This window comes from Actinoallomurus bryophytorum, assembly GCF_006716425.1.
GTDB classification, from domain to species: domain Bacteria; phylum Actinomycetota; class Actinomycetes; order Streptosporangiales; family Streptosporangiaceae; genus Actinoallomurus; species Actinoallomurus bryophytorum.
Window position 1 is genome coordinate 6504012 of sequence record NZ_VFOZ01000001.1, and the last position, 25257, is coordinate 6529268.

The 25257-nt window shown below is 71.4% G+C and carries 21 protein-coding genes; 9 read left to right on the plus strand and 12 right to left on the minus strand.

The genetic code is table 11. The annotated features are described in order from the left end of the window. Positions 1–6 precede the first annotated feature (6 nt). From FB559_RS30395 to FB559_RS30405, 3 genes are all read right to left on the minus strand, one after another. On the minus strand, positions 7–204 hold the full coding sequence (locus FB559_RS30395; protein ID WP_141960022.1) for a hypothetical protein: 198 nt from the start codon (positions 202–204) through the stop codon (positions 7–9). A gap of 141 nt (positions 205–345) precedes the next feature. After that, entirely contained in the window at positions 346–2490 is a 2145-nt protein-coding gene (locus FB559_RS30400) for an alpha-galactosidase (protein ID WP_221640243.1), read from the minus strand. Between the two features lie 12 nt (positions 2491–2502). Next, a complete protein-coding gene (locus FB559_RS30405; RefSeq protein WP_221640244.1) occupies positions 2503–4944 on the minus strand; it encodes a hypothetical protein in 2442 nt (813 codons plus the stop codon). A gap of 155 nt (positions 4945–5099) precedes the next feature. Between FB559_RS30405 and FB559_RS30410 the strand changes: the two genes are divergently transcribed. From FB559_RS30410 to FB559_RS30440, 7 genes are all read left to right on the plus strand, one after another. Further along, positions 5100–7127, plus strand: coding sequence for a hypothetical protein (locus FB559_RS30410; protein ID WP_141960024.1), 2028 nt, complete (start codon positions 5100–5102; stop codon positions 7125–7127). Positions 7128–7270: 143 nt separating this feature from the next. Continuing rightward, positions 7271–8875, plus strand: a complete 1605-nt coding sequence (locus FB559_RS30415; protein WP_185792464.1) for an ABC transporter substrate-binding protein — start codon at positions 7271–7273, stop codon at positions 8873–8875. 70 nt (positions 8876–8945) lie between these two features. Then, positions 8946–9905 (plus strand): ABC transporter permease, encoded by a 960-nt coding sequence (locus FB559_RS30420; protein ID WP_141960028.1) that lies wholly within the window; start codon positions 8946–8948, stop codon positions 9903–9905. Next, on the plus strand, positions 9902–10789 hold the full coding sequence (opp4C, locus tag FB559_RS30425; protein ID WP_141960030.1) for an oligopeptide ABC transporter permease: 888 nt from the start codon (positions 9902–9904) through the stop codon (positions 10787–10789). Before FB559_RS30420 ends, opp4C begins: the two co-directional genes overlap by 4 nt. Before the next feature lie 15 nt (positions 10790–10804). Continuing rightward, positions 10805–11905, plus strand: coding sequence for an ABC transporter ATP-binding protein (locus FB559_RS30430; protein ID WP_246122205.1), 1101 nt, complete (start codon positions 10805–10807; stop codon positions 11903–11905). Further along, positions 11902–12939 (plus strand): ABC transporter ATP-binding protein, encoded by a 1038-nt coding sequence (locus tag FB559_RS30435; protein ID WP_141960032.1) that lies wholly within the window; start codon positions 11902–11904, stop codon positions 12937–12939. The genes FB559_RS30430 and FB559_RS30435 overlap by 4 nt, the downstream gene beginning before the upstream one ends. 60 nt (positions 12940–12999) lie before the next feature. Then, positions 13000–13872 carry an IclR family transcriptional regulator gene (locus FB559_RS30440; RefSeq protein WP_141960035.1) on the plus strand — a complete coding sequence of 291 codons (873 nt, stop codon included), beginning with the start codon at positions 13000–13002 and terminating at the stop codon, positions 13870–13872. 9 nt (positions 13873–13881) lie between these two features. Here the strand turns inward: FB559_RS30440 and FB559_RS30445 are convergent, their stop codons facing one another. Both FB559_RS30445 and FB559_RS30450 read right to left on the minus strand, forming a co-directional pair. Next, complete coding sequence (locus FB559_RS30445) at positions 13882–14775, minus strand: YwqG family protein (protein WP_141960037.1); 894 nt, start codon at positions 14773–14775, stop codon at positions 13882–13884. A gap of 70 nt (positions 14776–14845) precedes the next feature. Continuing rightward, positions 14846–15223, minus strand: a complete 378-nt coding sequence (locus tag FB559_RS30450; RefSeq protein WP_141960039.1) for a RidA family protein — start codon at positions 15221–15223, stop codon at positions 14846–14848. A gap of 101 nt (positions 15224–15324) precedes the next feature. Between FB559_RS30450 and FB559_RS30455 the strand changes: the two genes are divergently transcribed. Beyond that, positions 15325–17169, plus strand: coding sequence for a sialidase family protein (locus tag FB559_RS30455; RefSeq protein WP_141960041.1), 1845 nt, complete (start codon positions 15325–15327; stop codon positions 17167–17169). Between the two features lie 18 nt (positions 17170–17187). Here FB559_RS30455 and FB559_RS30460 read toward each other — a convergent pair whose 3' ends face one another. Further along, positions 17188–17718 (minus strand): LPXTG cell wall anchor domain-containing protein, encoded by a 531-nt coding sequence (locus FB559_RS30460; protein WP_141960043.1) that lies wholly within the window; start codon positions 17716–17718, stop codon positions 17188–17190. Positions 17719–17945: 227 nt separating this feature from the next. Between FB559_RS30460 and FB559_RS30465 the strand changes: the two genes are divergently transcribed. Continuing rightward, the gene (locus tag FB559_RS30465; protein WP_141960046.1) at positions 17946–18899 is read left to right on the plus strand and encodes a glycoside hydrolase family 25 domain-containing protein; all 954 of its coding nucleotides are present in this window, start codon (positions 17946–17948) and stop codon (positions 18897–18899) included. Between the two features lie 63 nt (positions 18900–18962). On the opposite strand, the gene FB559_RS30470 is transcribed toward FB559_RS30465, so the two are convergent. From FB559_RS30470 to FB559_RS30495, 6 genes are read right to left on the minus strand one after another with little or no spacing between them, the layout of a single operon-like run. Next, positions 18963–20048, minus strand: a complete 1086-nt coding sequence (locus FB559_RS30470) for an alanine racemase (RefSeq protein ID WP_141960048.1) — start codon at positions 20046–20048, stop codon at positions 18963–18965. Further along, the gene (locus FB559_RS30475; RefSeq protein WP_141960050.1) at positions 20045–20872 is read right to left on the minus strand and encodes an amidohydrolase family protein; all 828 of its coding nucleotides are present in this window, start codon (positions 20870–20872) and stop codon (positions 20045–20047) included. The genes FB559_RS30470 and FB559_RS30475 overlap by 4 nt, the downstream gene beginning before the upstream one ends. Next, complete coding sequence (locus tag FB559_RS30480; RefSeq protein WP_141960052.1) at positions 20873–22438, minus strand: N-acyl-D-amino-acid deacylase family protein; 1566 nt, start codon at positions 22436–22438, stop codon at positions 20873–20875. It lies immediately after the preceding gene. Then, on the minus strand, positions 22438–23283 hold the full coding sequence (locus tag FB559_RS44190) for a fumarylacetoacetate hydrolase family protein (protein WP_185792465.1): 846 nt from the start codon (positions 23281–23283) through the stop codon (positions 22438–22440). Before FB559_RS44190 ends, FB559_RS30480 begins: the two co-directional genes overlap by 1 nt. Beyond that, positions 23280–24239 carry a Gfo/Idh/MocA family protein gene (locus FB559_RS30490; RefSeq protein WP_141960056.1) on the minus strand — a complete coding sequence of 320 codons (960 nt, stop codon included), beginning with the start codon at positions 24237–24239 and terminating at the stop codon, positions 23280–23282. The genes FB559_RS44190 and FB559_RS30490 overlap by 4 nt, the downstream gene beginning before the upstream one ends. Next, positions 24236–25255 carry a Gfo/Idh/MocA family protein gene (locus FB559_RS30495; protein ID WP_185792466.1) on the minus strand — a complete coding sequence of 340 codons (1020 nt, stop codon included), beginning with the start codon at positions 25253–25255 and terminating at the stop codon, positions 24236–24238. Before FB559_RS30495 ends, FB559_RS30490 begins: the two co-directional genes overlap by 4 nt. Positions 25256–25257 lie beyond the last annotated feature (2 nt).

The following is a 25257-nucleotide window of genomic DNA, read 5'->3' on the forward strand; positions in this document are numbered from 1 at the left end:
CGGGCGTCACTTGCTGGGCTGGGGCATCCGGCAGGAGACCTGGGGGTTGATGCCCGCGTAGTTGAGCGGGCCGGACAGGATCGTCAGGACGATCGTGGTCGTCTTGGCACAGCTCGCGTCGAAGTGGGAGTAGTCGTGGCGTTGCCCCGCGGCGACCGCGCCGATGACGAACCAGACGACGATGAACGACGGTCCGGCCCGCATTGCCACCTCCGGCGCCCCGCCCGCGTGGAACGGTGACTACGACAAAGATCGCCCATAGTTAAGCAAGTTCGGCTTGGCAGTGTCATCCGGACAAGGTCTCGAGTTCGCGTCGTTGCGGGCGACAGGGCCCGAATCGGACGCCTACCGCACGCCGTCTTCACGCGGGTGGTCGTCAAGACGCTCCAGGTGAACGACGGTGCTGGCGTACTCCCCGGGCGGCAGGTCGAGGGTGAGACCGTGGTGGGTCAACACGCCCGCGTCGTACACGGTGCCGGTCCGCGTGTCGCGGTACCGGGCCCGCCGGGGCAGGCCGGCCAGCGGCAGCGGCGGCACGCCGAAGCCCATCCGTGGCGTCTCACGGAAGCCGAAGACCACGACGTCGCGGTCGGCGAACTGCACCGCGCTGAGCCCGTCGGAGCACGGCGGGCGGAGCCGGTACTGCCGGCCGTGCTGCACGAGCGGGCGGATCCGCTTGTAGAGGGCGACCAGTTCGGCGGCCTCCTCCCGGTCCGCCACCGGCCAGGCGCTCAGGTCGCCGCCGAGCCCGAGCACGCCGGTCATCGCGACGTGGAACCGGAACGCGAGCGGCGTACGGCGCCCGGTCACCTTGTTCGGGCTGTCGGTCACCCATGCCTCCAGCGCACCCGGCGGGTAGAGCTGGGTGAACCCGTGCTGGATCCGCAGCCGGTCCGAGGCGTCGGTGTTGTCCGAGGCCCACACCTGGTCCGTACGCGCGAGGATGGCGAGGTCGAGCCGGCCTCCGCCGCCGCTGCACGACTCGATGCGCAACTCCGGATTGGCGGCGCGCAGCCGGTCCATGACCAGGTGCACGCCGCGGGTGTGCTCGATCCACAGGCGCTCCGGATCGGGGGCCTCCGGCCAGCCGGCCTCGCTGAACGTACGGTTCATGTCCCATTTCAGGAACTCGATCCCGGTGCCGTGTACGAGCCGGTTCAGCCAGGCGAAGGCCCATGAGCGCACGTCGTCGCGGCCGAAGTTCAGCACGAGCTGGTTGCGCAGCTCCGAGCGTGCCCGGTGCGGCTGGTGCAGCACCCAGTGCGGGCGGCTCCGGTACAGGCCACTGTCCGGGTTCACCATCTCCGGCTCCACCCAGATCCCGAACGCCATGCCGAGCCCGTGCACGTGCTCGATCAGCGGCTGGAGGCCGTCGGGGAAGATCTCGGCGTTGATCCGCCAGTCGCCGAGCCCCGCCCGGTCGTCCTTGTACGGGCGGAACCAGCCGTCGTCCACGACGAACAGCTCGACACCGAGCTCGGCCGCCCGCGACGCCAGGTCGGCCTGCCGGCCGGCGTCGATGTCGAAGAACGTCGCCTCCCAGGAGTTGAACAGCACGGGCCGTGGCTCCGAGGGTTCCGGCAGCACGTGCCGCCAGACGTAGGAGTGCCAGCCGCGGCTCGCGCCGCCGAACCCGCCGGTCGAGAACATCCCGGCGCTCACCGGCGTCGCCAGCCGCTCGCCGGGGGCGAGCCGCCACGACACTCCGTCGTGGCCGAAGCCGGTCGTCACGCTGGTCCGGCTCAGCGGCGTCCGCTGGACGGTCATGCGCCACGTGCCGCTCCACGCGAGGGCGACGCCCCACACCTCGCCGTGCTCCTCGGTGGCCGAGCCGTCGTCGACCATGACCCAGGGGTTCGCGTGATGGCCGGTGATGCCGCGGCGGCTGGTGAAGACGGTCTCGCCGACGGCCGCCGCCTCCCGCCGTACCTGCGTCTCCGCGCCCCACATCCCGGTGACGTGGGAGAGCCGGTAGTCCTCGCGGTGGGGGAGCACCCAGGCGGCGGAGTCGAAGCGCAGCACCTCGATGTCGTCGGAGGCACCCGCGTTGGTGAGCGTGGCGGACCGTTCGATGACGTCTCCGCGCACGCGGTAGCGCAGGCCCACCTCCAGCGGGTAGTGCCGGTCGCGCAGTGTGATCGTGAGCGAGTCACCGGTGATCTCGTGACCGCTGTGGTCGAGTTCGAGGCCGCGGACGCCGTCGGCGAAGCGCACCTGCAACGACGGCACGCCGTAACGCACGCCGCCGTCCCAGGCGTACTCCTCCGTCCCGTCGAACGGCGCCTCGAAGCTCGTGCTGCCACGCTGCCGGGCCCCGGACTCAGCGCGGACCGGCAGTGAGGTCGCCTCCGCGTCGGTGAGGGCCGCCCCCCAGTAGACGTGCGCGGGGCGGCCCTCGGCGAGCCGGAGGGCATAGGTGGTGTCCGGCGTGTGCAGGATCCAGGTCGCGGTGGCCGCGTCGAAGCCGATTCCCCCAGGCCGTGACACCACGGGATCTCTCCTTCAGCTGATCGTGTACGAGTACAGGTCGCCGGCCGTGAGATCGAACCGCAGCCGGATGGGCCCGGCCGGCAGCGTGGTCCTCGAACCCCAGCCGACGGCGGTGCCGAGCGTGTCGGACGTGATCGGGGTGGCGTCCGTGGCCGTGTAGCCGGAGATCGGGTTCCCGTCGGCGTCCAGCACCTCGACCCTGAGCGAGCCGGAACCGGGGGCGACGTTGACCGTGAGCCGTGACCCGGACGGGCTGAGCGTGCGCGTCGTGACGCTGCCGCCCCCGGCGCCGGCGTGGAAGGACGCGAACCGGTCCTTCGGCCAGGTCACGAGCCCCACACGAGAGTTGCCGAACGGGGTCGTGCACAGCCCCGCGGAGACGTCGCCGGCGGAGCAGCTGTGCTGGCCCGCGAACGCGGCGTAGTAGAGCCGGACCTGGTCACCGACGGTCAGCAGGGTCGTGCCGGTCATGTCCCAGCCCCAGTCCCACGACCCGGCCGCTCCGGGAGCGATGAGGTTGCCCAGGCTCGGGCGGCTCCAGTTCAGCAGGTCCTGGGAGGAGGCGAGCTCGACGTGCTGCCGTCCCTTGTCCGGCCCGGGGTCGGCCAGCGTCGTCGGGCTGTCGGTGATGTCGAAGACCCAGGGCAGCCCGAGGTACTGCTCGCCGTACCGGATCGCCGGCATGCCGTAGACCTCCGACCAGCGCGCGTGCCCGGACGGCGCCGGGTCCGTGATCGCCGCGTCGTCGCGCAGGTCGGCGGCGAACGACGGGCGGGGCGAGGTCCAGTGGACGAAGTCGGTGCTGGTCGACATCCACACCGTGCGCGGCCCGGCCGGGTTCGTGTTCGCCACGTAGCCGACGGGATACTGCTTGGTCATCGCGACGTACCGGCTCGTGCTCGGGTCGTAGGTCACGTTGACGACGTCCCAGCCGTTGATCACCGGGTTGCCGGAGTTCATCTCGGTCCAGGTCTTCCCGTCATTCGACTGGGCCGCGTAGTAGTGGTCGGACTGCGGGCTGTCCGGACCGTGGGAGTGCAGCATGTAGTAGCGCGGGCCGGTCGAGGCGGGGTTCGCCACGACGCCGCCGGGGCCGTACGGGTACACCGAGTGGGTCTCCATCGACCGGTCCCAGTGGATGCCGTCGGTGCTCTCGGCGTAGCCGGTGCAGTAACCGCAGGTCGAGCCGTCCGCCGCCGTGTACCACATCCGGTAGCCGCCGCCGGGCGCCGGCAGCACGGTCCCGCTCACCCGTGGGTTGCCGTCCCAGGCGCCACCGGCCAGCACGACTCCCGTGCCGACGCTCGCGAGCGCGGGGTCGCCGGTCTTCGTGCCGGGGTGCACCGAGCGGGTGACGTTCGCGTACGACTCGACGCGCTGGTCGCCGACGAACAGCACCGTGCCGGTGCCGACCGCCTCGGCGTACGCGGAGTCGAGGCTGGAACGGAGCACCACGTCGTCCCAGGTCGTCGTGCCCGTGCTCTTCTGGTCGTCGTAGAGCCGTACGGAGGTGGTCGTCGCGTCGGACGGCGCGGCCGCGGCCACGGTCACCTTCTTCCAGCCGCTCCCGGTACCCACGTCGACCTTCGACGGTGGCTCGATACGGGTGCCGTCCGACCGGCGGAACTCCAGGTACAGCGAGCCGGTCGTGCCCGACGCCCACGCCGAGGCGGTGATCGTCTCACCGGCCGTGACCGGGACCGCGCGGCTGAGCGCGGAGACCTCGCCGGTGGTCGAGTTGTCCGCGATCCTCAGCGCCCGCAGCCCGGAATGGGCGCCGGAGGTGACCACCGTCGCCGATCCGCCGGGGGCGGAGACCGTCCATTCGGTGGGACGTGTGCCCTCGCGCGGCTCCTCGAACCCGGCGTTCGGGACGCGCCGCGCCGGGGGCGGGAGGGTGGTGACGGTGGTGTCGTCCCAGACCGTCGTGCCCTGGTCGGCGACGTTGCTGTACGCGAGGACGGTCGCGGTCACGGCGTCGTCCGGGACCACGCCGCGGGCGGTCAGCTGCTGCCAGCCCGTGCCCGTGCCGGCGGCCGTCGAGACCGCGGAGACGCGGGTGGTCCCGTCGGCCTTCCAGAACTCCAGGTACAGGTAGCCGCCCTGGCCGGAGACCCGGTCCACCCAGGCGCTCGCCGTCAGCTCCTCACCGGGGGAGGCGGCGAGGTGCTCGCTGCGCAGGCTGACGCCCTCGTCGGCCGAGGTGTCGGCGATCCGCGCCGCCACGTGGCCGCCGTGGACCGGCGAGGACACGACGGAGACGGCGCCGGACTGGCCGGACACCGACCAGCGCGCCGCCGATGACGTGCTCTCCTCGAACCCGGGGTCGGGGACCAGCCGCGACCCGGTCCAGGACGCCGCCGACGCGGTGAGGGGTAACGCGGCGAGGGAGCAGCACACGAGGGCCACGCCGAGTCCGAGCCGAGCCGTCCGGGGGGCGCGATTTCGCATCATGGGTCCACCTGCACTTCGTCCGGGTCCCGGCGACGGCGCCGGATTGTCCCCGTTTCTCCATGAAAAGCCATTCCATGTCAAGCGTCGCGAGTCTTGACATGGAATGACATTCCACACGACGCTGAGCGCCCCGGATCCAGGCCCTGGAGGTCGTGATGGTTCAACGCGAGGGATGGTCGGCCGTACGGCGGCGCATCACCCCCGCCGTCCTCGTGACGGTGATGCTCGGTGCGTTCGTGGCGTACCGGCCACCCACGGCGGGCGGCCAGACGCCCCCCGGCACCGACCCCGGAAAGTCCACGACGCTCGTGCCGAACGCCGGCTTCGACGCCGGTGACCGGGCCGGCCACCCGATCGGGTGGGCGGTCGAGGGCGACGAGGCCGGCGCGAACATCGTCAACCTTTCCGCCTACCGGACGGCGGGCCTGGGTTCGCTGGAGATCAACGACAAGGGCGACGCGGTGACGGTCTCCAGCGACCGGATCGTCGCCGCCGCGGGCCGGGAGTACCGGCTGAGCGCGAAGGTCAAGGGCAAGAGCGGGACGCCGGCCGCGCTCTCGCTCGACTTCACCGGGTTCGACGGCGCCGACCTCGGCGAGCACGTCGCCACACCGGATGCGAGCACGGACTGGCAGACCGCCACGGTCGCGGGCACCGCGCCCGCCGGCACCGCCAACGTGACCGTGCGGATCCGCGCCGGCGACCCGGGCGTGTCCTACTGGGACGAGGTGAACCTCGCCGAGGCGCCGCAGGCGTACGACCCGAGCCTGGGCTCGTCGCGGGAGCTGTTCCTCGACGACTACCGGATCGCCTCGTCCAAGGACGTCGGCCGGGTCGTGCACGCGGCGCACAAGCTGCCCGAGCCGGTCGTACGGCCCGACAAGCCGTGGGAGACGTCGGCGTACACCTACGGCTCGGTCTTCAAGATCGGCGGCGTCTACCGCATGTGGTACGACTGCAACAACGACGTCGCGCCGAACTACTACCTCTGCTACGCCGAGAGCCGCGACGGCGAGAAGTGGACCAAGCCGCTGGGCCGGGGGAGCGTCGGCTACAAGGACATCCCCGCCGCCAAGACCAACCTGGTCATCGCCGGCGGCGGCACCATCGCGTACAACCCCGACGCGAGCCCGGACCGGCGCTTCGCGCTGATGCAGTTCCACTCCGGCGTGGTCAACCAGACGCTCGGCTACTACGTGTACTTCTCCAAGGACGGCTACGACTGGACGCTGGGCGAGGACAAGCCCGCGCTGCTCGACGGCGACGTCTCCCAGGTGACCTGGGACCCGCGCCAGAAGCTCTACATCGCCACCATCAAGAAGCGGATGTTCACCTCCCGCACGCCGGGCATCTACGACCGGGCCGCGTTCGTCTCGACCAGCAAGGACTTCCTCACCTGGAGCACACCCCAGCTCGCGGTGAGCGGCGACTACGCCGACGACGGCGCCGCCGAGGCGCTGAACGGGCTCGAAGGCCAGATCTACGGCATGCCGGTGCTGCCCTACGAGAGCACCTACATCGGCATCCCGTGGGTCTTCCTCACCACCGACTACACCACCGGATCCCAGTCCTCCGCCGGTGCCGGCCCGGTGCTGCCGGAGGTCGCCTCATCGCGTGACCTGACCGACTGGAGCCGCCCGGTACGCGACCCGATCCTCAGGCCCGGCGACCCCGGGGCATGGGACGACGGCGCGCTCTACACCTCGTCGAACGCGCTGGTGACCGACAAGAAGATCACCATGTACTACGGCGCCTTCAACGCCGGTCACGGCGGCCAGGACGCGACCGTCCCCGACCCGGACACCTATCTCGGCCAGACCGGCATGGCGAGCTGGCGGCGCGACGGTTTCGTGTCGCTGACCAACGCCTCGACGCCGGGCACCGGTGAGCCGGGCGAGGTCACCACCAAGCCGGTCGTCTTCCACGGCGGCGCTCTCAAGGTGAACGCCGTCGTCCACTCCCACGGGTCCCTCACCGTTGAGGTGCTCGACGCCGCCGACGGCACGCCCATTCCCGGCTACACCGCGGACGACGCCGTACCGGTCAAGGGAGACCAGTACCAGGCGACGGTCCGGTGGAAGGGCGGCAGGAGCCTGTCGGCGCTGTCCGGGCGTCAGGTCCAGTTCCGCTTCCACCTCACCGGTAGCGACCTCTACTCCTACTGGGTGCCCTCCGCCGGCTGACCCCGCGAAGTACCCGCTGTACGGCCACGATTCACCCCTTGACGTGGGGACTCCGCGCCTCCATTGTGTACATGGAATTATGTTCCATGTGGCGCGGATCCCTCTGTTCCCCCGATAAGCCAGACCGATTTGCGAGGTTCGCAATGGCAAGACGGTTCAGATATGGCGCCTTCGGCGTCGCCGTTCTCGCGGCCGTGTCGGCCGCCGCGTGCACCGGACCCGCGTCCGATTCCGGCACCGGCGGCGGAGGCGGGAAGAGCGCGATCAACGTCTACCTCTACCAGGAACCCGCCGGGATCTTCAGCCCGCTGGCCCCCTCCAGCGGTCCGGACAACCAGGTCATGTCGATGCTCGACCAGAGCCTGCTGGCCGTGGATCCGGACTACAGGCTCCAGCCGCAGCTGGCCCAGAGCTTCGAGGTCTCCCCGGACGCCAAGACCTTCACCTTCCACCTCCGCCCCGGGCTGAAGTGGAGCGACGGGCAGCCGCTGACGGCTCAGGACGTGCTGTTCACCTACCGGCTGCTGGCCGACCCCAAGAGCACGAGCGCCACGGCGGGCAGTTACGCGGCCGTCGAGGGCGTGAGCGACTTCGTCAAGGGCAAGGCCAAGACGATCTCGGGCTTCAGCGCGCCGGACGACAACACCTTCGTCATCAAGGCCGCCAAGCCCGACATCGGGCTGCTCGCCCAGGTCGGCATCGCGTACGTCGCGCCCAAGCACATCCTGGGCGACGTACCGGTCGCGCAGGTGGCCAAGAACGCCTACTTCCGCGCCCCGACGGTGACATCCGGGCCGTACAAGTTCGTGGAGTACAAGACCAACCAGTACGTCCACGTGACCGCGAGCCCCACCTACCGCTCGCCGGCCAAGATCAAGGACGTCTACCTCAAGCCCATGACCTCGGACGTGGCGACCGCCCAGCTCGGCAACGGGGGCATGGACATCGCGTCGTTCTCCCCGGCGGACCTGAGCACAGTCAAGGGCTTCGGCGACATCGCCGTCCAGGAGAAGGCGGGTGCCGGGTTCGTCCGCATCGCACTCAACCAGACCAAGTCCTACTTCAAGGACGTACGGGTCCGGCAGGCGTTCCTGTACGCGGTCGACCGCAAGACGCTCGTCGACAAGGTCCTGGCCGGCAAGGCGACCGTGCAGAACTCCGACTTCTTCGGGGCGAACACGCCGCAGGGGATCAACGAGTACGGCTACGACCCGGCGAAGGCCAAGTCGCTGCTGGCGGCGGCCGGCTGGGACCCGAACCGCACGGTCGAGCTGCAGTGGGTCCCCGGCCAGCGCGACCGTGACGCGACCACGACGATCGTGCAGAGCCAGCTCGCCGCGGTCGGGGTGAAGGTGAAGCTCAAGCAGATCCAGGGGGCGCAGATCGCCGGAACCTATGACAAGAAGTCCTATGACATGACGCTGTACGGTGGCGGCAACTACGCGGTCGACTCGTGGAACGTCAACGTGATCGCCACCTGCGACCAGCGGTACCCCACGGGCGGCAACATCGACTGGTTCTGCGACAAGAAGCTGGACGAACAGCTGACCAAGGCGAACTCCATCGCCGACACCACGCAGCGCAAGGCGGCCTACGACCAGGCCGTGCTCGAGGAGAACTCCCAGGCCGACCTGATGTGGCTCTATGACCCGACGGGTCTGTGGGCGGTGAACAAGAAGATCAAGGGATTCCAGGCGGCAGGCTCACAGGACAGCGCCTTCTGGAACCCGGCCGGCTGGTCGCTGTGACCCGAGTTCCGAACCCGCCGGACCGCACGGCCGACGCCGTGCGGTCCGGCGGCCGACCGAAGGGGGTGCCATGGGTGCCTACATCACGCGCCGCCTGCTGATCAACATCCTGGTCTTCCTTCTCATCACCATCGTGATCTTCTGGCTCGTGCACAAGGCGCCCGGTGACCCGATCGCCATGATGATCCCGGCGGACCAGCTCAACTCCGGCAGCGCGGCGTTCGTCGCGGCCAAACGCCACGAACTGGGCCTGGACCAGCCGCTGATCGTGCAGTACTGGCACTGGCTGGTGAACGCCCTCCACGGCGACTTCGGTTACTCGCTCGTCAACGGGCGATCGGTCACCTCCCTGCTGGGCGAGCGCCTCGGCCCCACGCTCGAGCTGATGACCACGGGCCTGGTGCTGTCCCTGCTGATCGCGTTCCCGCTCGGGATCGTGGCCGCACTGCGCCGCAACACCCGCGTCGACTACGCGGCGACCGTGGTCAGCCTGGGGTCGGTGTCGATCCCCGCGTTCTTCATCGCGCTGATCGCCATCTACGTGTTCACCGTGAAGTTCCCGATCCTGCCGTCGTCGGGGATCTCCGATCCGAACTCCCCGGGCCTGGGGGACTCCCTTCAGCACCTGGTCCTGCCGGCGCTCATCCTGGGGTTCGGCAACTCCGGCGCGTACATGCGCTATGTCCGCAGCAGCATGATCAGCGAGCTCGGCGCCGACTACGTGCGCACCGCCGAGGCCAAGGGCGCGCCCCGGCGCCGTGTCGTCATCCGGCACACGCTGCGCAACTCCCTGATCCCCGTGCTCACCTACGTCGCCGCGAACCTTCCCCAGCAGCTCGCCGGGGCGGTCGTCATCGAGCAGGTCTTCGCCTGGCCGGGCATGGGACAGCTCGCCCTGAGCTCGGTGGGCCGGCACGACTACTCGGTCATCATCGGGTTCGCGCTGATCATCTCGGTGCTGGTGCTGATCTCCAGCCTGCTCGCCGACATCCTGTACACACTGGTCGATCCGAGGGTGAGGCTGGGATGAGCGCGGTCGAACTGGACACCTCGGCACCCGCCACGGCCCGCCGGTCACCGGGCCGCCGCGCGCTGCGCCGGTTCCTGCGCCACCGGATGGCCGTGATCAGTGCCGTCGTGCTCGTGCTGATCGTGCTGGCCGCGGTGTTCGCCCGCCAGATCTCCGGCCACGACCCGGACACCATCGACCTGTTCTCCACCCGCGCCGCGCCGTCGGGCGACCACTGGCTCGGCACCGACGCGACCGGACGGGACGTGCTCGCCCGCCTGCTGTTCGCCGGGCGCGTGTCCCTCGGCGTCGGCGTGGCCGCCGCGCTGCTCGCGGTGATCATCGGCACGGTGGTCGGGAGTCTGGCCGGCCTGCTCGGCGGCTGGGTCGACCAGTCCGCGATGCGGCTCGTGGACGTCTTCATGTCCTTTCCCTCGCTCGTCGTGATGGTGGTGATCGCGGGGATCATCGGGCCGAGCGTCACCGCGATGGTCATCGCCATCGGGCTGTTCCAGTGGCCCCAGTGCGGGCGGATCGTCCGCGGGGTCACGCTGTCGGTACGCGAACAGGAGTACGTCCAGGCGGCGCGCGCGGCCGGCGCGCGCTCGTTCTGGCTGATGCGCCGGCACATCATCCCGGCGGCGCTGCCGCCGGTGAGCGTCGTGGCCACGATCGCCGTGGCCCAGGCGATCGGCCTGGAGGCCACGATGTCCTTCCTCGGCATCGGCGTGCAGCCACCGGCGGCCAGCTGGGGCAACATGCTCACCGATGCGCAGAGCCTCACCGTGATCCGGTCGATGCCCTGGCTGTGGCTGCCGCCCGGCCTGGCGGTCGCCATCACGGTCCTGGCGGTCAACTTCATCGGCGACGGCCTGCGCGACGCGGTCGACCCCCGGCGAGCCTGAGGAGGGCTGATGGCCATGACCGAGCGAAGCGAGGGCATCGACAACACAGCGCCGATGGCCGCTCCCTCCGACGAAGGAGGGCTCACGATGCCGCTTTTGTCGATCGAGAACCTCGTCGTGGACTTCGCCACCGACGACGGTCTCGTGCACGCCGTGGACGGCGTGAGCCTCACCGTCCGCACCGGTGAGATCGTCGCCGTGGTCGGTGAGTCGGGCTCGGGCAAGAGCGTGACCGCGATGTCGATCCTCGGCCTGATCCGTACGCCGCCCGGCGTCATCCGCGACGGCCGGATCGTGTTCCGCGGCGAGGACCTGCGCGCGGTCACCGGGGAGCGGCTGCGGGAGATCCGTGGCGGTGACGTCGCGATGATCTTCCAGGATCCGATGACCGCGCTGAACCCGGTCATGACGGTCGGGCAGCAGGTCGCCGAGGCGCTGCGGCTGCACGACCGCGACCTGGGCAAGGACGCCGCGCGTACCCGCGTTGTCGAGCTGCTGCGCAAGGTCGGGGTGCCGGACGCGGAGACCCGCTACGGGCAGTACCCGCACGAGTTCTCCGGCGGCATGCGGCAGCGGGCGATGATCGCGATGGCCATCGCGAACGACCCGGACCTGCTCATCGCCGACGAGCCCACCACCGCGCTGGACGTCACGATCCAGGCCCAGGTGCTCGACCTGCTGCGCACCGCGCAGCAGGAGACCGGGGCGGCGACGATCCTCATCACGCACGATCTCGGCGTCGTCGCCGAGCTGGCCGACCGCGTGGTCGTGATGTACGGCGGGCGGGTGGTGGAGGAGGCCGGCGTACGTCCCCTGTTCGCCCGGCCCCGGCATCCGTACACCGCCGGGCTCCTGGCGAGCGTGCCGCGCGCGGACCTGGACGGCGAGCTGATGTCGATCCCGGGCAGCCCACCCGACATGAGCGACCCGCCGAGCGGGTGCGCGTTCCATCCGCGCTGCCCGATGGCGCGCGAGCGGTGCCGTACGGACCGGCCCGAGCTGCTCGAGCTGTCCGGCCCGTCCGGCGAGGGCGAGGTCCGGCGTAGCGCGTGCCATTTCGCGGACGAGCTCGCCGACGGCCGGGCACTGTACGCGGTGGGGGAGGAGGCCAGGTGAACACGGCGACGGAGACGGCACGGACCGGCGGGCGCGAGGACGCCCCGGAGCTGCTGCGCGTGGAGGACCTGCGCAAGTACTTCCCGATCCGGCGTGGTGTGCTGCGCCGGCACGACGGCGACATCCGCGCCGTCGACGGCGTGAGCTTCGCGCTGAACGCGGGCGAGACGCTGAGCATCGTGGGGGAGTCCGGCTGCGGCAAGTCGACCACGGGCCGGATGATCGTACGGCTACTCGAACCGACCGGCGGCCGGATCCTGTACCGGGGCGAGGACCTGGTCGCGGCGCGCGGGAGCCGGCTGCGCGAGCTGCGCGCCGAGATCCAGATCATGTTCCAGGACCCGTACTCCTCGCTGTCGCCGCGGATGACCGTGCACGACATCGTCGCCGAGCCGCTGCGGGTGCACGGCCGCTACCGCGACGGTGGCCCGGCACGCGTACGCGAGCTGCTCGACCTGGTCGGCCTCTCGGCGGCCTACGAGAACCGCTACGCCCACGAGTTCTCCGGCGGGCAGCGCCAGCGCGTCGGGCTGGCACGCGCGCTCGCCCTGGACCCCAAGCTGCTCGTGCTGGACGAGCCGGTCAGCGCGCTGGACGTGTCGATCCGCGCGCAGGTGGTCAACCAGATGCGCCGTCTGCAGCGGACCCTGGGACTGGCGTACGTCTTCATCTCCCACGACCTGTCGATCGTGGCTCACATCTCGCACCGGATCGCGGTGATGTATCTCGGCACGATCGTCGAGATCGGCACCCGGGACCAGATCTTCACCGCGCCCCGCCACCCGTACACGCGTGCCCTGCTGTCCGCGGTCCCGGTGCCGGACCCCGCGCTGCGCGGCGAACGCGAGCGGATCACTCTGACCGGAGACGTGCCCGACCCGAGCGACCCGCCGTCGGGGTGCCGGTTCCGTACCCGATGCTGGAAGGCACGCGACATCTGTGCCACCGAAACGCCCGCGCTGGTCGGCTCCGCGGGCGATGGCCCCGCGAGCGCGTGCCATTTTCCGGAGAATGACGTCGTGGTGGGCCCGTGACCGGGACACTTCGACGCACCCTCCGATATCTCCCGACGACCGAGCAGGAGGCAGATTCAGGTGGCCGCACCATCGCGCCGGACTAAGCAGGCGCCGATCGACGAAACGCGCCCCGCGTCGGCGAACTACCACGCCAACGCACTGGCCCGCGGCCTCGCACTGCTCGAACAGATGGCGATGCGGCCCGAGCCGCCGACACTGGGCGACTTCGCCGAGCACACCGCGCTGCCGAAGAGCACCCTCGTACGGCTCCTGAGCGTGCTGTGCGAGCTGGAGTACGCGGTGCGGGTCGATGACCGGCCCTCCTACCGGCTCGGGCACAAGGTGCAGCGGCTCGCGACGGCGTACGTCTCGTCGCTGGACCTGTCCGTCGTCGCCGGGCAGTACCTGCGCCCGGTCGCCGGCCGCACCGGCCAGACCGCCAACCTCGGGGTGCTCGACGGCGCGCAGGTGCTGCACATCTGCGTGACCGAGCCGGACCGCCCGCTGCGGTTCATGGCGCCTCCGGGGACCCGGGACCACGCGTACTGCACCGGGCTGGGCAAGGTGCTGCTCGCGCACGTCGAGCCGGGCGTGCTGCGGTCCAGCACTCCGGCCGAGCCGTTCCCCGCGTTCACCGATCAGACGATCACGACGCTCGCCGGCCTGACCGAGGAGCTGCGGCTGACGCGAGAGCGCGGGTCCGCCCTCGATGACAACGAGCGCAGCGCCGGGCTGCGCTGCGTCGCCGTGCCGCTGCTGTTCGGCGGTGAGTGCCTGGCGGCGATCAGCGTGTCCGGGCCGTCCGGTGAGTTCACCGAGGCACAGCAGGAGGACTACGTCGCCGAGCTGAAGACCGCCGCCGAGGGGCTCACCGCCGACCCGGACTTCGACGCCGCGCTGCGGATCGTGCACCGGTCACTGCGCCCGGCCGGCTTCGAGCCGGCCGGGTAGCCTGCGAAGTCACTGCGTGAAGAACGACGGCGGGTGGGTCGGGTCGGCGGAGCAGACGAACAGGCCCGCGTGACCACCGCGGCCGACGGTCATCCCGGTCGGCGCGCGTGCCGCCTCGAACTCCTCGCTCCCCGGCTCCAGGTGGCGTTCCTCCAGTGGCCAGAACCGGTGCGGCTCACCGTCCGGTCCCCAGCCGCCCAGGCCCCACTCGTAGGTGTCGACCTGCAGGAGCAGGGTGAGCGGGGCGTCGCAGGCGGAGCAGTCCAGCGGGGATGGCATGTCGGACACTGACCAGTTCATGCTGCCGCCGACCTTGTGGCCGAGTACGGCCGCGACGTCGTCGTACAGGTCCCGCGCCGCCGACCCGTACTCCAGGCGGCTCCCGAGGTCGCCGGGAAGCTCCTCCGGCCACGGGTACTCCACCACCCGCTCGGGGTGCAGGACGCAGGCGCGCGGGACCATGTCGTACTCGGGGTCCCAATCCTCCTCCGTATCGGGATTCCCGGCCCGCGCGTCCGTGATCTCTTCGGTACGCCGCCAGACCACCCGGCAGGCCTGCCCCCAGCCGTGAGGGTGGGGCTGTTCGTGCCACTCGGGACACCACAGGACCTGGACGAGATCCGTCCCGCCGGGGAAGCCGAGCTCGGGGAAGTGTGCGGCGGTCAGCTGGGCGACGGCGACCATCGGGTACGGGTCATTCGGCCTGCCGTTCAGATCCTTGTGCCGGCCGCAGTGCGGCCAGGGTTCGGCGGCGGGCCACCACAGCGGGCCGCCGATGTGGCTGTCGCGCATCCCCGGTTCGCCGCGCCGGGGATGCAGCCGCACGGTCGTTCGCGCGTACGGGGCCAGCTCGGGGAAGGTCCGCGTGAGATCGGCGTTCGGCGCGCCGGTCGTGAGAGGCATCGGGGAAGTTTCGCAGACGCCGTGGCGATGGCCTCCGCCGGTGCCGCGGATCCGGCGGAGGCCTGCGGGCCTACTTCCCGAGGTGGGCGATCGCCTCGATCTCGACGCGGACGTCGGGATGGCCGAAGCCGACCACGACGGTCGTACGCGCGGGCGGCACGTCGCCGATCCGGCGTGCGTAGATCTCGTTGAACGGGGCGAACAGCGCCGCGTTCGACAGGTAGGCGCCCACCTTGACGACGTCGGCGAGGGTCGCGCCGCCGGCGTGGAGCACGGCCTCGACGTTGTCGATGGCGGAGTTCACCTCGGCCTCGAAGTCACCGACGAGCACGGCACCGTCCGGGCCGGTCGCGACCTGGCCGGAGACGAAGAACAGGTCACCGGCGCGCACGCCATGGCTGAGGGGGACGGCAGGAGTGGGGAAGTGCTCGGGATGAACGGTCTTCATTGATGTGCCTTTCTCCTACGGTTGCCCTCCGACCTTACCGTTGACATGGAACGGCATTCCGTGTGTTGTTTTCGGGAACGCCGAAAGAGAGGGCAGAGCCGATGTCGCGGATCACCAGAGCTCTCGTCGTACCGGTCGTCCTGGCGGCGAGCCTCGTGGCCGGGGGCCATGCGACGGCCGCTCCCACAGTGCGGACGTTCGAGAGCGACCCGGTCGGGCAGGTGCCACCGGCCTGCACGACGCCGTCGGGTGCGGCGGCCGCACTGGTCAGCTCCGCACGCGGATACCAGAGCGCGCGGTCCCTGCGCCTCGACGACCCGAGCACCACGAAGATCACCAAGGTGGCGTGCGCGCAGCCCGCGCAGCAGGGGGCGGAGCTGAGCTTCACCGCGTACCCGGCCGCGTTGCCGAACGGCTTCCTGGTCGACCTCCTCGGCCACCAGACCGGCGTCGCGGGTGTGCAGACCGTCTTCCACCTCGCCGTGGACGGCACCGGCCGCGTCCGCTGGTACGACGGGGTCAACTGGACGCAGGTGGCACCGGCCGGCACCGTTCCGAAGGCGGACTGGACCTCGTTCGACGTGCGGGTCCCGTCCGACCAGAGCGCCGCGCACGTCTACGTCGGCGGGCGCTACGTCGGCGACGGCGGGCCGGTCGGCGTGCGGGCGCTCGCTGACATCACGGGATACCAGTTCTCCAGCGACGGGACGCCGACCTCCGGCGACGACGTCTACCTCGACGACGTCGGCTTCGGCCCGGCCGTGAACACCCCGCCGCCGGGCGGCACCGCGCCGTTCGGCATCGCGCCGCCGGTGACCGTCGACCAGTCGCCGACGCCGATGCAGATGCCCAACGCCGCCGTCATCGAGCCGCACGGCACCGGCCGGCGCGTGCTGCTCGCCTATCCGGCGCACGGCGACGACAACACCACGACCGGCACGAGATACGCCCACTCCGACGACATGGGCAGGACGTGGACGGTCGACCAGGCCGCCAACCCGATGCCGGACGCGGCGTCGTACAACCTGACCCGGCTGCGCGACGGCGACGTGCTCGCCGTCGCGTACCACACCTACATGGTCGCCGGCTCAGGCGACCTCAAGGCCGAGGTCGACTCCAGCGTCTCCCACGACGGCGGCGCGACCTGGACCGCGCGCACGGGCGTGATGACGGCGCCGACCGCGATGCGCCCGATCTCCACGCAGACCGACCGGCCCGGGTACTCCCAGGGTGGGTACGCGCTCGTGCACCCCGTGGTGGAGGACGCCGGCGGCACGCTCTACCAGTCCGGCTACGGCTTCTACGCGGCCGACACCAAGTACCGGCAGATCGTGCTGAAGTCCACCGACGGCGGCGTGAACTGGACCGTCGCCGCGACCGTCGCGGTGAACCCGGACCTGACGACGGCGGCGGGCTACGAGGGATTCTGCGAGGGCGCGCTCGAACGCGTCGCGGACGGTTCGCTCCTCATCGTCATGCGGATCGGGAGCTATCTGCCGATGTACGTGTCGCGGTCCACGGACGATGGGGCCACCTGGTCGGCCGCCACGCCGCTGGTCGCCGCCGGCCAGAACGTCGTCAGCGTGTACCCGTCGCTGTCGCTGCTGCCGGGCGGCTCGCTCGTGCTGATGGTCGGCCGCCCCGGCCTGGCGCTCCTGTCCTCACCCGACGGCAGCGGCCATACGTGGACCCGCCCGGTGGAGGCGGACTACCAGAACTCCGCGAACGGCGTGCTGCTCCCGACCGGCCCGGACAGCATGCTGGTCTTCGGCGACCGGGGCGCGAACTGGTCCCACCCGACCCCGTCCCCGTACTCCATCTGGTCGCGCATGGTCACGGTGTCTGTTTCTGCCCGGGGGGACGACCCCCCGGAACCCCCCGATGTGGGGGGCTCCGCCCCCCACGCCCCCCGCGGGCTGGGGTCGGAGGGCAGCCTGAGGTCTTAGAAGCGGCGTGCGTCTTGTCTAGGGCTCCTGCGCATCGGCGTCGGTCTCGGGGTCGGCGGCCGGGCTACGCCGCCGGCGGGCACGCAGTACGAGGAGTCCACCACCGGCGGCCAGGATCAGGACGACGCCGCCGATCATCCACCACCAGACCGATGACGAGCCCGTGTGCCCGGAGACCGTCACGAGGTCCCTCTTCCCCGGGTCGACCGCGGGAAAGTCGCGCGGCAGAGTGATCGTGTCGCCCGCACCGAACAGATGGTTGTGGGCCTGGAAGTCGGCCAGATCCTTGTACGTGCCGCCGTCGGAGTCCACGATCGCCACGACGTGGCTCGGTCGGCAGACGAGGAACAGCGTCGTCGTGCCGATCGGCCCGTTCTTGCGGTCGACGATGATCGTCTGGGTGTACACCTTGCCGGGAACATCGCAACGGTTCTGCGGAGCCTGAGCCGCCAGCGCCGTGCCCGGTCGCAGGGATGCCGTCATCATCGCGACGACGGCGATGAGCAGGAATAACACGCGACCGGCCGCAGCGAATGCCGTCTCGGGCATCGACGGTCTCCTCTCATTGTGATCTTGGCGAGCGTAATGTCTCAGCGTGCACCGTGAACACTTTTCGGCGGTGCTCTCCGGCCGGCCGCAGGCTGTACGTCTGAACGAAGTAACGGGAACTTTTTCGGCGCTTCGGGCAATAAGGGGGGACCGCTCATTTCGACGTCGCCGTTCCTGGCACGACCGTGCACGGCTCTGACGACGATCGACCGACCGAGGGATGAAGCTTGCTCAAGCGAATGACCGGGCTCGCGCTGGCGCTGGCCGCGTTGTCGGTGCCGATGGCGCAGGCGCAGGCGGCGCCCGCCCCCAAGCCGACCGTGATCCACACCGTCGCCTCCGACGCGATCGGCGGACTGCCCATCAAGAGCCTCGACGGCACCAAGGTGTACATCCCGCAGGCCGCCGCGCGACCGACGGCCGCACAGGACACCACGGCACGTCCGGCACACAGCACCGGGAACATCTGGCCCTCGGGCGCCACCGGATACGACATCTCGTGGCCGAACTGCCCGGCGCACAATCCCGTGCTCCCGCCCGACTCCGACGTCGCGGTGGTCGGCGTGAACGACGGCACGCCGTTCACCGCGCTGCCCTGCATGGACGAGGCACTCGCCTGGTCGCCGAACGGCGTCCACGCCCAGTACATGATCCTGGACTCACCGATCGGGTCGACCACGGACACCGCGGCCCAGTACGCCGGCCACGGACCGGCCGGTGACTGCACGGCCACCGACTACAAGTGCCAGGCGTTCAACTGGGGGTGGAACGCCGCGGACTACTCGGTACGCATCGCCACCGAGGCGGGTGCCACGAGCAAGACGTGGTGGCTCGACACCGAACTGCCGACCGCGACCAGCATCAACCCGCCGGGCGACGACTGCTACAAGGCCAACTTCTGGACGTGCGACACCAAGGTCAACACCACCATCGTGGCGGCGGCCGCCGCGCGGCTGAAGATCCTCGGCAAGACCCCGGGCATCTACTCCACGCAGCTGCAGTGGGGGAAGATCACGGGTGGCCAGAGCATGGACGGGCTGCCCATCTGGATCGCCGGCTGGAGCCATCCGGCCGCGACCTACTGCGACCCGGCCAACGCCGCGTCGTACTGGTTCGCCGGCGGTAAGCCGTGGCTGATCCAGGACCTCCCGGACGTCTACGACCCCGACACGGCCTGCTGAACGAACCGGGCCCGGCCTGGACGACCACCGTCCAGGCCGGGCGTGGCAGGCGAGGACCCGCTCTCAGTGCCGGGCGCGGATCGGCCAGCGGTCGACGGTGCGGCCGTCATCGAGAACGTGCAGGCCACTCCACATGTTCGTGGTGCCGCAGGCGTGGTTGGGCACGACGCGGAGCAGGTCGCCGACGCGCAGCCGGGCCGTCCCGGACCCCGTCAGGTAGCCGTGCTCCTCGTTGCCGTTGACGAACGCGACGTCCTCCAGCGGCCGGCCTGACGGGTCGCAGACGGTGCCGAGCGAACCGCCCGCGAGGCCGTCCGAGCTCATCGCCTTCACGCCCGCGTCGATGATGACGGTGCCCGGCCGCTGGGCGCTGACCACCCGGGTGAGCACGGTCTGGGCGCAGCGGTCCAGCGTGGCGCTGCCCAGCCGTACCTGGCCCGAGTCGTAGTAGACGTACGTGCCCGGACGCGCCTCGGTCACGCCCTCCACGAACGGCGCCGACGTCGCGCCCGGGGTCGATCCGACCGACACGATCGGGCAGTCCAGGCCCGCGACGCGCAGGGCCGCCGCGACCTCGGCCAGCCGCCGCCCAGCCTGGGTTCCCGCCTCCTCCAGGCCCGTACGGTCGGCGCCGTAGGACCCGAGGTGTCCCTCGTGCGTCATGACGCCGCGCAGCTCCAGTCCGGGCAGCGCGGCGAGCCGGACCGCGGTCTCCACGGCGCGCTCGGGGGAGACTCCCGTACGGCCCAGCCCGGTGTCGACGTCGAGCAGGAACGGCACCGTGACGCCGGCCGCGGACAGCGGCGCGGCGCTCTCGGCCGAGTCCAGGCCGATCATCAGCCCGCCGCGGCGGAGCGCCTCGACGGCGAAGGCCACCTTGGCGGGGCCGACCGGCTGGTGCGCCCACAGCAGGTCGCCGACCCCCTCGTCCTGCAGGAGCCGGACCTCCGCCGGGGTGGAGCAGGTGAAGCCGATCGCGCCGTGGTCGAGCTGGCGCCGTGCCACCTCCAGGCACTTGCTGGTCTTGAAGTGCGGGCGCAGGGCGACCCCGGCGTCGCGCATCGCGCCCGCCATCGAGGCGACGTTGCGCTCCAGCCGCGTACGGTCAACCAGCAGCGCCGGTGTCGCCAGGTCGGCGAGTTCGGTCATGCGAGCCCCATCTCCGGCCGCGGGTCGCCGTCCAGCAGCCACTCGACGGTCGACGACTTGATCGGCGGAAAGCCCGCCGGATGTGAGGACGCGAGCTCGCGCAGGCCCGCGACGGCCTCCGCCGGAGTCCACAGCGGGAAGTCCGAGCCGAACACCAGCTTGCTCACCACGTCCCACTCCTGCGCGCGCGCCAGCGCGAGGTAGCCGTCGAGCGGGCGCGCCCAGCACGCGGAGACGTCGGAGTACACCCGCCGGTTCTTGCGCAGGGTCACGATCGTCTCCCGCTGCCACGGGTGGCCGAGGTGCGCGATGATCTGGACGAGTTCCGGGTGCCGCCGCGCCACCTCGTCGACGACCAGCGGGTTGCTGACCGAAAGGTCGCCGGCCGGGCTCGGGGTCGCCCCCATGTGCCACAGCACGACCAGTCCGTGGTCGGTCGCGGCACGGTAGAACGCGTCGTGCTTCTCGTCGCGCGGGTCGAACAGCGCCAGCACCGGGTACAGCTTGATGCCGCGCAGGCCACGTGCCACGCCGTCGGCGAGCTGGTCGAGCACGTCCGGATCGGCCGGGTCCAGCGCCATGAACCCGATGGTCTCGGTGGAGGTCTCGGCGCAGAACCGCTCGGTGAAGTCGTTGGGCGTGAGCACGCCGGCGGCGGTCGCGCGGATGCCGAAGACACACGCGGCGGTGACCGGGGCCATCGCCCGGTCGTACTCCTCCGGTCCGTAGTCGTGCGCGCCGCGGCCGTAGACCGGCCGCCAGTGCTTGTCCCACTCGCAGCCCCAGTGCTCGGGACGATGGCAGTGCGTATGAAAATCGATCACTTAACCTCCATGCCCGGCACGCAGGATCTCACCGGCGCGCGCACCACGATGCGAACCCTCTTCGACCACGACCTGCCCGCCCACCAGCACGGCGCGGATGCCGTCCGGGTACCGCTGCGGTTCGGCGTACGTGGCCCGGTCGGCGATCGCCTCGGGGGCGAAGACCACGACGTCGGCGGCCTTGCCCGCGACCAGCTCGCCGCGGGCGTGCAGCCCGAAGCGTGCGGCGGCGGCGCCGGTGCACTTGCGGACCGTCTCGGCCAGGGGCAGCCGCCCGCTCCGCACGTAGTCGCCGAACAGGCGCGGGTAGCAGCCGTAGGAGCGGGGGTGGGGCACTCCGGCGCCGGTCGGGCCGTCCGGGTCGAGTGCCTGGCCGTCGGAGCCGATGACCGTGGCCGGATGCCGCAGCACCGCGAGCAGGTCCTCCTCGCTGCGCCCGCCCGCCACCATCATCACCGCGTTCCCGAACTCGCCGACCAGGTCCAGCGCGGTGTCCGCCCCGCCCAGGTCGGCGAGCGTACGCCCGGTCACGCCGGGCCGGTCGACCGGGATCCGGCTGACGGTGATGTCCGCCCATCCGTTGGGCAGGTCGCTCCACGCGTCGCGGACCCGGTCGCGTACGCCCGGGTCCGCGAGCCGTTCCCGCATCGCGGCCTCGCCGCCGGTCTGTGCCCAGGCGGGCAGCAGCTGGGACAGCGGCGCGTTGCCCGCCAGGTAGGGGTACATGTCCGCGGCGACGTCGGCCCCGCGTTCACGCGCGGCGTCGATCAGGTCGAGGGCACGTACGGCCTTGCCCCAGTTGCGCCTTCCGACGGAGGTCAGGTGGGAGATCTGGGTGCGGCAGCCGGTGGTCTCGGCGACGCGCAGGACCTGGCGTACGGCGTCCAGGAGGTGGTCGCCGTAGTCGCGGATGTGCCAGGAGAAGGTCCGGCCGCGGGCCGCGACGGTGCGGGCGAGGGCGACAAGCTCCTCCTCGCGGGCATAGGTGAGGGGCGCGTACACCAGCCCTGTGGAGGCGCCGACCGCGCCCGCGGCGAGGGCATCGTCGAGCAGGCCGCACATGCGGTCCAGCTCGGCGGGTCCGGCGGCCCGGTCCTCGAAGCCGACCACGCCGGCCCGCAGCGGGATGTGCGCCACGAGGGCGGCGACGTTGACCGCCGGGCGCGCCCGCGCCAGGACGTCCAGGTAGCCGGGCAGGTCCGTCCAGTCCCACGCGACCGCCGGGTCCAGGTCGAGGTAGCCCGCGGCGCCGCGCAGGGCCGCGCGGTCGCCCAGGACGGGGGTGACGCCGAGCCCGCAGTTGCCGATGATCTCGGTGGTGACGCCCTGGCGCACCTTGCTGTGCGCCGCCGGGCTGGACAGCAGGGTCAGGTCGGAGTGGGTGTGCACGTCGACGAAGCCGGGGCACACGACGCACCCGGTCGCGTCGAGCACGCGCGTGGCCGTACGTCCCACCAGGTCGCCGACGACCTCGACACGCCCACCGGAGATCGCGACGTCCGCCCTGCGCTCCGGCGCGCCCGTGCCGTCGGCGACCACCCCGCCGGTGATCAGCAGGTCGGTCATCAGCGGACGCGGTTGACGAGACTGCCCACGCCCGCGAGCCGCGCCGTCATCTCGTCCCCGGGCCTGAGGAACCGGTTCGAGGCGAGACCGACGCCCGACGGCGTACCGGTGTAGATCAGGTCACCGGGCTCCAGCGTCATGAGCCGGGAGGCGAAGGCGATCTGCTCGGCCACACTGAAGATCATGTCCCCGGTGCTGCCGCGCTGCCGCACCTCGCCGTTGACCTCGAGTGAGATCTCCAGAGCCTGCGGATCGGGCACTTCGTCGGCGGTCAGCAGCCACGGGCCGAGCGCGGCGAAGCCGTCGAGCCACTTGCCGTTCAGCCAGTCGAAGAACCCGACCGCCGAATCGCCGGTGTCGCGTTCGTAGCCGTAGTCCATGGACCGCGCGGACACGTCGTTGCCGACGGTGTAGCCGGCGACATGGTCCAGCGCCTCGCCGGCCGGGATGTCCTTGCCGCCGCGGCCGAGCACGACGACGAGCTCGACCTCCCAGTCGACCTGGTCGCTCACCGAGGGCAGCGCGATGTCCTCGTCCGGGCCGCTGATGGCGGTGGGCGGCTTGAGGAACAGGCGCGGGGAGATACGTGACTTGTCGATCCGGTCGCCGCCGGTCTCGGTGACGTGGGCCTGGTAGTTCGCGGCGACGGCGAGGATCTTGCCCGGCCGCAGCAGCGGGGCGAGCAGCGTCACCTCCTCCAGGGGATACCGCGCGGTCCCGTCGAGCGGGTCCGGCGCCGGGAGCAGGGGGGTCAGGTCACCCGGGCCGAGGTCGGTGACGTGGGTGCCGTCGATGATCTGGCCGTGGCGGACCTGGCCGTCCTTCCGGTATGTGGCGAGCTTCACATTCGGCCTTCCTGGGGGAGATGTACGGGCCGGCCCGTCGCGAGGGACCGCTGTGCGGCCTCGACGACCCGGACCGCGGCGAGCGCGTCCTGCGGGCCGACCTCGGCGCGCCGTCCGCCGCTGATGGCGGCGTGGAGTTCGGTGAGCATCAGCGCCACGGTGCCCGGCCCGCTCCAGTGCGCACGCACGTCTTTCGACGTGCGCACCGTCGCGGCGGGCTTGGCGGCGTCCACGTTCATGACGCCGTTCGAGCCGCTGATCCGGTAGCGGTGCAGGACCAGGCCGCCCGGACGTACACCGGCCGTCTCCTGGATCCGGCCCACGGAGATCGTGCTGGTCAGGCCGTGGTCGTGGTCGAGGAGAAGGATCGTGATGCCGCGCCCGGACCGCGCGTGCACGCGGCGCACCGGCTGGCCGGTGAGGGCCTGGACGATGTCCAGCGGGTACACGCCGAAGTTGGTCAGCTCGCCGAGCGGGCACGGGTCGCCGCCGGCGACGAGGAAGTCCGCCTGGATGTTCCAGGGCAGCCCGACGCGCCCGCCGGCGACGGCGGCCTTCGCCGACCGGATCGCCGGGGCGAACCGCTGGTGGTGCGCCGGCATGCAGACGGTCCCGGCCTCCAGCGCGGCGGCCGCGATCGACTCCGCCTCGGCGGCGGTGAGGGCGAGGGGTTTGTCCGCGAGGACGTGGCGCCCTGCGCGCAGTGCCGCGGTGACCGACTCGGCCCGCTCCGCGTGCGGGGCGGACACGCTCACGACCTCGGCGTCACACTCGGCGAGCGCCTCGGCCAGGCCCGGATAGCAGGGAACCCCGAGCGAGGCCGCCAGGCTCGCGTCGCCGGCGACGCCCGCGACGGTGAACCCGGGATGGGCCTGGAAGGCCGGCAGGTACATGGTGCGCTGGTGGTCCTGACCGGCGCCGAGGCCGCCGAACCCGGCGAGCAGGACGCGGCTCATACCGCCGCCTCCGCCAGGACGTCGGCGACCCGTACCGGCTCGCCGGTGGCGATGGACCGTTCGGCGGCCACGCCCATGGCGACCGCGAGCACGCCGTCCTCCGGCGTCATCAGGGGGGCCGCGCCGCCGATCGCGTCGAGCCAGGCGCCGAGCTGCAGCGCGAACCCGTTGCCGCCGCCGGGCGGGAGCAGTCCCGTGCCGGACTCGTCGGTGACCGTGCCGGCCTCGGCGTCCCAGGGCAAGGTCAAGATCCCCTCCTCGCCCACGACGAGAACGTCGCGGGCCGCGTACGTGGCGGGCCGGTGGCCACGGCTCATCTCGCACACCGCGGTCGCGCCGCTCGCGAAGCCGACCGTCATCTCCAGGTAGTCATAGATGTCCAGCTCGGCGGCGGTCTGCTTGCGCCCTCGCGCGTACACAGTCTCCGGGCGCTCCCCGGTCCACCAGGTCACCAGGTCGAGCAGGTGGACGCCGTTGTGCAGGGCGTGCCCGCCGGAGCGCTTCGGGTCGAGTACCCAGGCGCGCCAGTCCGGCCAGATCCAGCCGCCCAGGATCGCGAGGCGCACGAACTCGGGCCGGCCGAGGCCGGCGACGGCGTCCTTGACCGTACGCGCGTAGTCGTAGCAGCGATGGGTGTGCGCCGGCATGAGCACGCGCCCGGTTCCGGCGAACGCGGCGGCGATGACGCGGGCGCCGGGGACGTCCGTGGCCAGCGGCTTCTCGATCAGCAGATGGTGTCCCGCCGCGGCGACGGCCACGGCGATCGCGGCATGTGTGTCGTTGGGCGTGCAGACCACGCACGCGCCGACCTCCGGACGGGCGAGGGCCTGGTCTAGGTCGGTCCACCAGGGGACGCCGCCGTTCGCGCGAGCGGCGACGGCGGCCCGGCCCGCGTCGACGTCGACGATGCCGGCGAGGTGCGAACGCGGGTCGGCGTGGATCGCCGCGATGTGCTGTTCCGCGATGAAGCCCACCCCCACGACCAGGACACCGATCGACGCGGAATGATGTTCCATGT